This is a genomic window from Nonomuraea sediminis, from assembly GCF_018531495.1.
Classification (GTDB): Bacteria; Actinomycetota; Actinomycetes; order Streptosporangiales; family Streptosporangiaceae; genus Nonomuraea; species Nonomuraea sediminis.
In genome coordinates, this window is sequence record NZ_JAHDTI010000004.1 from 996,846 (window position 1) to 1,006,014 (window position 9,169).

Genomic DNA, 9,169 nt, shown 5'->3' on the forward strand with positions numbered 1-9,169 from the left:
ACTCTTGGTTGTGGGAGCGCCCCTGTGGGGCGAGTAAAGGGAGATCGTGATGGCGGATCATGATCGCGATGTCGAGCCGCGTGACGAAGAGGAAGCGTCACGCGGCTCGGCCCCAGCCGGGGATCAGAGCGCGGACACCCAGCAGAGCCACACAGTGCCCGCCGCGGCGCCGCCTCCTCCTCGGGGCGACGGGTTCCGCGACTTCATGCGGCAGAAGACGGCGCAGATCATCCTGGCCGGGCTGGTCGGGCTCGTCGTCGGCGGGCTGCTCGGAGGCGGGGCCGTGGCGGTGATCAGCGGGTACGTGCATCGTGGGGATCGCCACATGTACGACTACTACCCGCGCTGGCAGCGGTTCCATGACGACTGCGGGCCCGGGCCCTGCTACTACCGGTATCCGCCGCCGTACGTGGAGCCGTATCAGCCTCCACCTCCACCCACGGCGACACCGGTGCCGAAGCCGACCCGTACGGGGTGATCGCGGGTGCCCGCCTTACGTTTCGTCGTAACGGCGGTCAGCCACCATCTCTTCAGGAGTGGCGTCTCCCTGGAGGTCCTCAGCTCCGTGCGGCGGGTGGCGGCTCGGCGGCCTTGCCGTACGTCATGAGACGGCATCAGACGAGAGGCCGACCACGTCAGGGGAGTGTCGGCGCGGGTCGATAGTTTTCCGCCATGGCGCTCGGCGATTTCCCGGCTGATTCGTTCACGAGGATTGTCCGGCAGGCCCGATCGATCACAGAAGTCGTGGCTTTGCTGGGGATGAACAACTCAGGCGGGAGCCGGGCGACGGTGAAGCGGAGAATCGAGCAACTCGGCCTCGATACGCGGCACTTCCGGCGCCCACAGTGGACGAAATACTCGATCGCGCGATTGGCCGAGGCGGTGGCCGGGGCGACGAGTGTCTATGAAGTGCTCGACCATTTGGGGATTCCGCGCAGCGGCGGCGCGCATGTCCACATCGGACGGCGGATAAAGGCGGCACACATCAGCACGGCGCATTTTTCGCGCCCATCGCCGACATCCCTGGGCGCGATCGACCGCGAGAGGCTGACATCGGCTGTGCGGGATGCCCGGAGCCTGAGCGAGGTGCTCCGGCGTCTCGACTTGCCCGTGCGGAGTGGCACGCGCGACGAAGTGCGCCGCCGCCTGCGTGCCCTCGGCATCCCGGAGCCCGCCGGCTTCCGGCGGCTCGGCATCGACAGGGAAGAGGTGTGCCGTGCCGTGGCGGACTCGACCTCGGTGGCCGAGGTGATACGTCGGCTGGGCCTGCCGTACGGCGAGGCCAACCGTCGGCGGATCCTGCGCTTCGTAGGGCGTCACGGCATCGACACGACCCACTTCCGTCGCGAACCCACCAGTGCGGAGTTGCGCCGCCCCTGGAAAGACCCTGCCTCGATCCTCGTCAGGCGTCCGCGAGGGGAGGGACGGACTCCGGGATCCGCACTCCGGCGCGCGCTGGCCTGGCTGGGAGTTCCCAGCGTCTGCGCGAAGTGCGGGACGGGCGACACCTGGCAGGGCGCGCCACTGATCCTCGAGGTCGATCACATCAACGGGGATCCGCTCGACAACCGGCGCGACAATCTTCGGCTGCTGTGCCTGAACTGCCACTCGCAGACCCCGACGTTCGCCGGGCGGAACCGGGGACAGATGTGCGGGCGGGGGGACTCGAACCCCCACAGTGTCTCCACCAACAGGACCTAAACCTGCCGCGTATGCCGATTTCGCCACGCCCGCGCACGGTCCCGCCGAATCGGGACCCGGCTCAGTCTAGCGTTCCGATCCGAACGGCCGTACCGAGAAAGCCGGGCCCAGCCTGCGGTGTCAGGCGAGGTTGAGTTTTTTCTTGAGGGAGGCTACGTGGCCGGTGGCCTTCACGTTGTAGAGGGCTTGGTCGATCTTGCCGTCGGCGTCGATGACGAACGTGGACCTGATGACGCCGATCGTCTCCTTGCCGTACAGCTTCTTCGGGCCGTAGGCGCCGTAGGCCTTGTGGACCTCCAGGCCGGGGTCGGAAAGCAGGGGGAAGGTCAGGGCGTCACGTTCGACGAACTTGGCCAGCTTCTCCGGCTTGTCCTTCGAGACGCCGAGGACCACGTACCCCTCGGACGTCAACTGGCCCAGGTTGTCGCGGAAGTCGCAGGCCTGCTTGGTGCATCCGGGCGTCATCGCGGCGGGGTAGAAATAGAGGATCACCCGCTTGCCGCGGTAGTCGTCGAGCGAGACAGTGTTCCCGTCGGCGGTCGGCAGCGTGAAGTCGGGCGCCGCGTCGCCCTGCGCGAGCTTGGTTTCGGTCATGATGCCCTCCAGAGTTCTTCAGGCAAAACCTACCGGCCCGCCCGCTGTCCCGCGGGGCGCCGCGACCTGACAGACTGATCGCGACCACAGCGGAATGCGCGCGGTCGAGAGGAGAGCCATGGCTGACACCAATCCCGACGAACTGGAGCGGCGAATCGCGCGGACGCGCGCGGAGTTGGCGCAAACGGTCGACGCCATTGCCGACCGGGTGAGCCCGAAACGGGTCGCCGAGCGCACGGTCGCGGACGTCAAGTCGCGCGCCACCGGGTTCGTGGCGTCCGTGGGCGACGCGCTCGGCTTGGCGCCCCGCTCGGTGGAGCGCGCCGACGACCCTGACCGGCTCTGGGAGGAGGAGCCTCCCAGCCTCGCGCCCGTCCTCATCGGCGTCGGCGCGGCCCTGGTGGTGGGCGCCGCCATCGTCCTGTGGCGCCGCCGCCGTCGCAGCTGACCCCCTCAGTCAGTACGGCATGCCACCCCGAACCCAGGTACGCCCAGCCCCTCGAACCCACGTACGGCACGCCGCCTCAAACCCCAGTAGGGCGTGCCGCCACGAACTCCAGTGCGGCGTGCCGCCTCGAATCCACATACGGCGTGTCGCCTCGAACCCAAGTGCGGCGTGCAGTCACGAATCCACGTACGGCGTGCTGCCACGAACCCAAGTGCGGCGTGCTGCCTCGAAGCGGAGCCGTCCCGAACCCCGGCCAAGAGGGTGGCGCGGAGCCGGGCACCGTGGCGGTTCGGCGCCGGGTGCGGACGGCTCGCCGTACCGGGTGAGTCCGGAAGCGTGGGATTACAGGAACGTCTTGCCTTCGCCGCGGTAGGTCGGCACTGATTCCACGACCGAGTACTCGTCGATCAGGTGCAGGGTGTCGAAGCGTTCGCAGAGCTCGCCCGACTTGGCGTGGCGGAACCACACCCTGTCGCCCACCCGCAGGTCCTCGGCGGTCTGCCCGATCAGCGGCGTCTGCACCTCACCGGCGCCTTCGTCGCGGGAGAAGCGCAGCCCGGCGGGCAGGTACGGCTGGGGGAGCCGGCTGGGCCCTGGGGCGCCGGAGGCCAGGTAGCCGCCGCCGAGCACGGTGACCACGTCCAGCGCGGGCCTGCGCACCACCGGCAGGGCGAACAGCGCCGCGGGATGCCCGGTGAAGCCGCGGTAGAAGTCGAACAGTCTTGGGTGGAAGAACCCGGACCCAGCGGCCACCTCGGTGATGGCCTTCTCGCGCACGGTCCGCTCCACCGAGCCGCTGCCGCCGCCGTTGACGAACTCCAGGTCGGCGAACTGGCGGACGGCGTTCACGATGCGGCCCCTGCGGACGATCAGGTCCCTGGCAGATCGTGCCTGCACGAAGCGGACGGCCCGGGCGAAGGCGGCGTTGCCGGGAGGGTCGTCGCCGACGCCGGCGATCTGGGCCTCGTAGGCCATCAGCCCGACGAGGCGGAACCCGGGCCGCTTGGCCACCTCGGCGGCCAGGTCCGCGGCCTGCTCGGGTTCGCGGATCGTGGACCGCAAGGCTCCTGCCCGGAATTTCCCGCCGAGGGCCACAAATCCGGCGTCGATGTCCAGACATATCCGGATCTCGGAGCGGGCGACCACCGACGAGACCGCCGCCTCGATGAAGTCCAGGTGTTCGGCGGAGTCGACAGTGAGCGTGATCTCGTCGCAGGATCGGGGATCGGCGGCCAACTCGGCCAGGGCCTCCCGGTCCACCGTCGGGTAGGCCACCAGGATGTCGCGGTGACCGCGGGAGGCCAGCCAGAGCGCCTCGGGCAGGGTGAAGGCCATGATGCCGCGAATGCCGTCCATCGCCAGGATCCGCTCGAGCACGGGGCGTGACCGGATGGACTTGCTCGCCACCCTGATGGGCTTGCCCTTGGCCCGCCGTACGAGATCAGCGGCGTTGGCCCGCAGAGCCGCCAGGTCCAGAATCGCGAAGGGGGGCTCGAGGTCCGCGGTGGCCTGGTCGTAGCGGTGGCGGTCGTCCATAGAGGCAGCGTAACTGAATATGAGCTGAGTTCATATTCATCCGAAGTCACGGCGGCGGAGCGCGAGCAGGCCGCCGCCCAGGAGCGCGGCCGACAGCGCGACCATGACGAGCGCGGGCACGGGAGTGAACGGCTCGCCCGCCACGGTGTCGGGGACGTAGTGGAACGGCTCGAAGGGGGTGCCGCCCCAGAGCCCGTACAGCGGGCCGGCCACCCGCCCGAGCACCGCCACCGCGACCCAGACCAGCCACGAGACGGGCACGGCGGCGCGCGGCAGCAGGCCGTAGGCGAACAGGCAGACCGCGCCGACGAGCCAGGCGGCGGGCACGGTCAGCAGCGTCCCGGCCAGGACGCGGATGATGTCCGAGGACGGATCGCCGACGAGGAAGCCGAACAGCGTGCCGAAGACAAGCCCGGCGACGGCCAGCAGCGCCGCGGTGCCGAGCCCGGTGACCACCAGGTGGCCGAGCGCCCACCTGAGCCGGGTGATGGGGGTGGCCTGGACGGCCTCGGCCCTGCCCGAGGTCTCCTCGGCGCGCAGCCGCTGCACCATCAGCACCGGATACAGCGCGATGACGTGCGCGAAGATGAGGATGATGGCCCAGATCCCGTAGTCGAGCGCGTGCGCTCCCGGCCTGCCGCCGAAGCCCTGCAGTAGCTGGTTGCCGATCCCGCCCGGCATGTTGGCGAGCTGGCCGGCGAGCGTGCTGGCGCCGCCGGCCGCCGCGGCGAAGGCGGCGATGCCCGCGGCCCACTTCAGCAGCAGGCCGCGGTTGAGGCGCCACGACAGGCTGATCGGTCCGCGCAGGGCGGGGGCGGTCTGCGGGCCCTGGCGTTCGGGGATGAGGCCCGCGCCCAGGTCCCTGCGGTCGAGCAGCTGGTAGGCCAGGGCGACCAGGACCGCGGCGACCGCGATCGGGACGGCCAGCGCCCACCAGTGGTCGCCCCAGTACGGCACGACCAGGTGGCTCCAGCCGATGGGCGAGATGTACTTCATCCAGTACATCCCCGTGGCGTCGCCGGCGTAGCGCAGGAGGTAGGCGGCGCCGAGGATCGTCAGGCTGACGATCCTGGCCGTGCGGGCGGTGCCGGCGAGCTGGGCGGCGACGGCCGCGATCGCGCCGAACACCAGGCCCGCGGCGGCGACGGCCGCGCCGTAGGCCAGCGATCCCGCAGGGTCCAGGCCGATCGCGATCAGCAGGAGGGCGGGCACGGCCCCGCCGGCGAGGCTGACGCCGCCCGCCACCAGCAGGGCTGCGGTCAGGGGCGCGAAGCGGCTGAGCGCGCCGGCGCGGATCAGCTCGGCCCGGCCGGTGTCCTCGTCGGCGCGGGTGTGGCGGATGACGGCCATCAGGGCGGCCAGGCCGTTCAGCACGTACAGGAAGCCGCCGCTGCGCCAGGCCGCCATGTAGCCGAGGTCGGCGACGACGGATCCGCCGCCGAGCGCGCGGAAGAAGCTGTTGTGGTTGATCACCTCGACGTAGCCCGCCATCTTCTCCGGCGTGCCCATGTTGCGCTTGATGTAGGAGACCAGCACCAGCGCCAGCACGCCGAGCAGGACGATCCACCAGGGGGCGACGGCGCGTTCGCGGCGCAGCGCCAGCCGGACGAGCCTGCCGTTCATCGGGTCACCTCGTAGTGGCGCAGGAACAGCTCCTCGAGCGTGGGAGGCCCGCTGACCAGGCCGCGCACGCCGAGCGAGTCGAGCGCGCACAGCACGGAGCCGAGGGCGCCCTGCTCGACGTCGAAGCGGGCCGTGCCGTTGTCCATCCGCAGGTCGTGCACGCCCGGCAGCCGCGCCAGCCCGTCGGCGGGGCCGGACAGCTCAGCCCTGATGGAGGTGCGGGTGAGGTGGCGCAGCTCGGCGAGGCTGCCGGAGTCGACCTGGCGGCCGTCGCGGATGATGGTGACGCGGTCGCACAGCGCCTCGACCTCGGCGAGGATGTGGCTGGACAGCAGCACGGTGCGGCCGCGGCGCTGCTGCTCCTCGCGGACGACGTCGCGGAAGACGACCTCCATGAGCGGGTCGAGGCCCGAGGTGGGCTCGTCGAGAATCAGCAGCTCGGCGTCGGAGGCCAGGGCCGCGATCAGCGCGACCTTCTGCCTGTTGCCCTTGGAGTAGGCGCGGACCTTGGTGCGCGGGTCGAGGTCGAAGCGTTCGACGAGCTCGTCGCGTCTGGCGCGGTCGGCGCCGCCGCGCAGCTGCAGGAGCAGGTCGATGACCTCGCCGCCGGACAGTCCCGGCCAGAGCGTGACGTCTCCCGGCACGTAGGCCAGGCGGCTGTGCAGCGTCGTGGCGTCGTCCCACGGGTCGCCGCCCAGCAGCCTGACGGTGCCGGCGTCGGCGCGCAGCAGGCCGAGCAGGATGCGGATCGTGGTGCTCTTCCCCGCGCCGTTGGGTCCGAGGAATCCGTGTACCTCGCCGGTGTGGACGGTCAGGTCGAGCCCGTCGAGGGCCGTGGTGCGGCCGAACCGTTTGACCAAACCGCTTGTCGCAATCGGGTCAGTCATCGTGGGCCTTTCTGGGGAGGCGTGCCAGATGCTCGGCGGCCTCCTCGGGGGTGAGATAGGGGTGGGAGTAGAGGTCGAGCAGAGCGCGGGCGAGCAGGTCGGCACCCTCGGGGGAGAACGCGGGGACACCGAGCCCGCGGGAGACGTGCTCGTGCAGGATCGACACCGACAGCGCCATCGCGGCGCCCACGGTCGCGCGGGCCTGGCGGGAGACGGTGGGCGGGTCGGGGCGCTTGGCGTCGAGCTCCGCCAGCCATTGCGCGCTCAGCTCGACGAGCTTGTCGAACAGGGGCGCCGCCCGGCCCTCGGTGAGTGCGCGCGCGACGTAGCGCTGGTACGGGCCGAAGGCCGCGCCCGCCACCGCCACGTAGTTCTCCTCGGGTGGGGTGGGGGAGGCCCTGACCTGGTCGTTGATCTGGACGACGGCCTTGACCAGGTATTCGTCGCAGGCGTCGCGCAGCGCCTCCTTGGAGCCGAAGTGGTGGCGCACCAGGCCCGACGACACTCCCGCCGCCTCGGCGATCCCGCGGATCGTCGCGCGCTCGAAGCCGAGCTCGCCGAACTGCAGGAGGGCCGCCTCGCGGATCCGGGCGCGGGCGGTGAGGTCGTCGAGGTCTCGTTGGCTACACACACGTGCAGCGTACTACACGCTTGTGTAGTGATGCGAGCGTAATGATCCGGCAAATCGGCGGCGGGGGCGCGGTCCAGCGGTTACCGGGTCCGTGTACCTCTGGTCGGTGTGATGACCACGCTCCAGCAGATATTGCCCGGTGTCGCGATCTCCCAGCAGGAAACACCTCTTCGCAGGGCGAACCGGGTGCTGAAACCCGCCAGGACGCCGGCGGGGGCCGTGGTGGCGTTCACGCTGGCCGCCGGGCTGGGGTTGACGGCCGCGGAGGTGGTCTCCGCGCTGCTCGGCAAGCCGCTCGGACTGGTGCCGGTGGACGAGGTGATCGAGCTGGCCGGGCGGCACAGCTGGTGGGACCTGGCGTACGCGGCACTGATGGTGGCCATCGCGGGTGCCGGGTTGCTGCTGCTCGCCGCGATGCCGGGCCGGTCGAGGCTGGTGCCCGTGGAGACGCGCGACCCGCTGATCGTCATCGGGGTCACGCGGGTGGGGCTGCGCCGCACGCTGCGCGCGGTGGCGCAGCAGGTCGACGGGGTCGAGCGGGCCACCGTACGGCTGCGCCGCCGCACCATCGAGGTGACCGTCATGACCGGGCCGGAGAGCTCGGGGGCGATGCTGCGCCAGGTCGGCACCGCGGTGGGCGACAGGCTCGCGGGCGTGGGCGCGCTGTGCACGGGCGAGGTCGTGGTGCGCCTGCGCAGAAGGGGCCTGTGATGAGGATGCGCCAGTACTCGGGCAACCGGGTCGGGCTGGCGGTCGTCGGCGGGGTCCTGCTGGCGGCGGGGGTCTACGGGCACCTGCGCGGCCTGAACTACCTGCCCGGGCTGTCACCCCGCGGCAAGATCCTCCCGGAGCGCACGGCGCAGCTCGCGGCCGACCACTCGTGGGTGCTGTGGCTGGGGGCGCTCGGCATGCTGATGCTGTCGCTGGTGTGCCTGCGCTGGCTGCTGCTGTGCCTGGGCTGGGGCCGTCGCGGCGCCCGGACGGGCACCGGCACGGCGCTGCTGTGCATCGGGCTCAAGGAGATCGAAGGCATCAACCGGGCGGCCGTCCGCGTCGTCGGCGAGAGTGACCGCCTGCGGGTCGCCCTCACCTGCCCGGCCACCGCCGACGTCGGGTCGGTGGTGGGCAAGCTGGAGGGCGACCTGGTCGGCCGCATCCGGCGCGAGGTGAGCAACGACGAACTGGGCGCTGTCGTGCGCATCCACGTGCGCCGCTAGCACTCGATGACGTTGACGGCCAGGCCGCCGCGCGAGGTCTCCTTGTACTTGTCGAGCATGTCCCGCCCGGTGTCCCGCATCGTCTTGATCGCCTTGTCCAGCGAGACGAAGTGCCGGCCGTCACCGCGCAACGCGATACGGGCGGCGGTGATCGCCTTGATCGAGGCCACCGCGTTGCGCTCGATGCACGGGATCTGCACCAGACCACCGATCGGGTCGCAGGTCAGCCCCAGATTGTGCTCGATACCGATCTCGGCGGCGTTCTCCACCTGCTCCGGCGTGCCACCCAGCACCTCCGTCAGCCCGGCCGAGGCCATCGAGCAGGCCGAACCCACCTCACCCTGACAGCCGACCTCGGCACCGGAGATCGAGGCGTTCTCCTTGAACAGCACCCCGATCGCCGCCGCCGTCAGCAGGAACCGCACCACACCGTCGTCATCGGCGCCCGGCACGAACCGGTTGTAGTAGGTCAGCACGGCCGGGATGATGCCCGCGGCGCCGTTGGTGGGCGCGGTGACGATACGGCCCCCGG

11 protein-coding genes, 1 tRNA gene and 1 pseudogene are annotated in these 9,169 nt (G+C 70.9%); 5 read left to right on the forward strand and 8 right to left on the reverse strand.

Features of this window, described 5'->3' with window-relative positions:
• Positions 1-49: 49 nt before the first annotated feature.
• Positions 50-478, forward strand: a complete 429-nt coding sequence (locus KIK09_RS24455; RefSeq protein ID WP_214321597.1) for a hypothetical protein — start codon at positions 50-52, stop codon at positions 476-478.
• Between the two features lie 290 nt (positions 479-768).
• On the opposite strand, the gene KIK09_RS57960 is transcribed toward KIK09_RS24455, so the two are convergent.
• Positions 769-1,320 (reverse strand): hypothetical protein, encoded by a 552-nt coding sequence (locus KIK09_RS57960; protein ID WP_250573573.1) that lies wholly within the window; start codon positions 1,318-1,320, stop codon positions 769-771.
• On the opposite strand from KIK09_RS57960, the pseudogene KIK09_RS60630 reads away from it, so the two are divergent.
• Positions 1,249-1,590, forward strand: a pseudogene (locus KIK09_RS60630) (HNH endonuclease); the annotation flags it as partial. The gene KIK09_RS57960 and the pseudogene KIK09_RS60630 sit on opposite strands and share 72 nt — an antisense overlap.
• Before the next feature lie 60 nt (positions 1,591-1,650).
• On the opposite strand, the gene KIK09_RS24465 reads toward KIK09_RS60630, so the two are convergent.
• Both KIK09_RS24465 and bcp read right to left on the reverse strand, forming a co-directional pair.
• Positions 1,651-1,734: transfer RNA gene (locus KIK09_RS24465), tRNA-Leu, on the reverse strand.
• An 87-nt stretch (positions 1,735-1,821) separates the two neighbouring features.
• On the reverse strand, positions 1,822-2,295 hold the full coding sequence (gene bcp / locus KIK09_RS24470; RefSeq protein ID WP_214321598.1) for a thioredoxin-dependent thiol peroxidase: 474 nt from the start codon (positions 2,293-2,295) through the stop codon (positions 1,822-1,824).
• Between the two features lie 118 nt (positions 2,296-2,413).
• Between bcp and KIK09_RS24475 the strand changes: the two genes are divergently transcribed.
• Positions 2,414-2,743: a DUF3618 domain-containing protein gene (locus KIK09_RS24475; RefSeq protein ID WP_214321599.1), complete on the forward strand. Its 330-nt coding sequence runs from the start codon at positions 2,414-2,416 to the stop codon at positions 2,741-2,743.
• Between the two features lie 342 nt (positions 2,744-3,085).
• Here the strand turns inward: KIK09_RS24475 and KIK09_RS24480 are convergent, their stop codons facing one another.
• The 4 genes from KIK09_RS24480 to KIK09_RS59370 are packed head-to-tail and all read right to left on the reverse strand — an operon-like array spanning position 3,086 to position 7,420.
• A complete protein-coding gene (locus KIK09_RS24480) occupies positions 3,086-4,279 on the reverse strand; it encodes an amino acid deaminase/aldolase (protein WP_214321600.1) in 1,194 nt (397 codons plus the stop codon).
• Between the two features lie 36 nt (positions 4,280-4,315).
• Positions 4,316-5,902, reverse strand: a complete 1,587-nt coding sequence (locus tag KIK09_RS24485) for an ABC transporter permease (protein WP_214321601.1) — start codon at positions 5,900-5,902, stop codon at positions 4,316-4,318.
• Positions 5,899-6,789, reverse strand: coding sequence for an ABC transporter ATP-binding protein (locus KIK09_RS24490; RefSeq protein WP_214321602.1), 891 nt, complete (start codon positions 6,787-6,789; stop codon positions 5,899-5,901). The genes KIK09_RS24485 and KIK09_RS24490 overlap by 4 nt, the downstream gene beginning before the upstream one ends.
• Positions 6,782-7,420 (reverse strand): TetR/AcrR family transcriptional regulator, encoded by a 639-nt coding sequence (locus tag KIK09_RS59370; RefSeq protein ID WP_214321603.1) that lies wholly within the window; start codon positions 7,418-7,420, stop codon positions 6,782-6,784. The genes KIK09_RS24490 and KIK09_RS59370 overlap by 8 nt, the downstream gene beginning before the upstream one ends.
• A 111-nt stretch (positions 7,421-7,531) precedes the next feature.
• Between KIK09_RS59370 and KIK09_RS24500 the strand changes: the two genes are divergently transcribed.
• Entirely contained in the window at positions 7,532-8,131 is a 600-nt protein-coding gene (locus KIK09_RS24500; protein WP_214321604.1) for a DUF6286 domain-containing protein, read from the forward strand.
• The gene (locus KIK09_RS24505) at positions 8,131-8,637 is read left to right on the forward strand and encodes a hypothetical protein (RefSeq protein ID WP_214321605.1); all 507 of its coding nucleotides are present in this window, start codon (positions 8,131-8,133) and stop codon (positions 8,635-8,637) included. Before KIK09_RS24500 ends, KIK09_RS24505 begins: the two co-directional genes overlap by 1 nt.
• On the opposite strand, the gene KIK09_RS24510 is transcribed toward KIK09_RS24505, so the two are convergent.
• On the reverse strand, positions 8,634-9,169 hold a 536-nt coding region (locus KIK09_RS24510), incomplete at its 5' end, for an L-serine ammonia-lyase, iron-sulfur-dependent, subunit alpha (RefSeq protein ID WP_214321606.1). The two genes, KIK09_RS24505 and KIK09_RS24510, sit on opposite strands and share 4 nt — an antisense overlap.

Coding starts and splice junctions, on each gene's coding strand:
- KIK09_RS24455 (WP_214321597.1), top strand. CDS start 50: ATGGCGGATCATGATCGCGATGTCGAGCCGCGTGACGAAGAGGAAGCG.
- bcp (WP_214321598.1), bottom strand. CDS start 2,295: ATGACCGAAACCAAGCTCGCGCAGGGCGACGCGGCGCCCGACTTCACG.
- KIK09_RS24475 (WP_214321599.1), top strand. CDS start 2,414: ATGGCTGACACCAATCCCGACGAACTGGAGCGGCGAATCGCGCGGACG.
- KIK09_RS24480 (WP_214321600.1), bottom strand. CDS start 4,279: ATGGACGACCGCCACCGCTACGACCAGGCCACCGCGGACCTCGAGCCC.
- KIK09_RS24485 (WP_214321601.1), bottom strand. CDS start 5,902: ATGAACGGCAGGCTCGTCCGGCTGGCGCTGCGCCGCGAACGCGCCGTC.
- KIK09_RS24490 (WP_214321602.1), bottom strand. CDS start 6,789: ATGACTGACCCGATTGCGACAAGCGGTTTGGTCAAACGGTTCGGCCGC.
- KIK09_RS24500 (WP_214321604.1), top strand. CDS start 7,532: ATGACCACGCTCCAGCAGATATTGCCCGGTGTCGCGATCTCCCAGCAG.
- KIK09_RS24505 (WP_214321605.1), top strand. CDS start 8,131: ATGAGGATGCGCCAGTACTCGGGCAACCGGGTCGGGCTGGCGGTCGTC.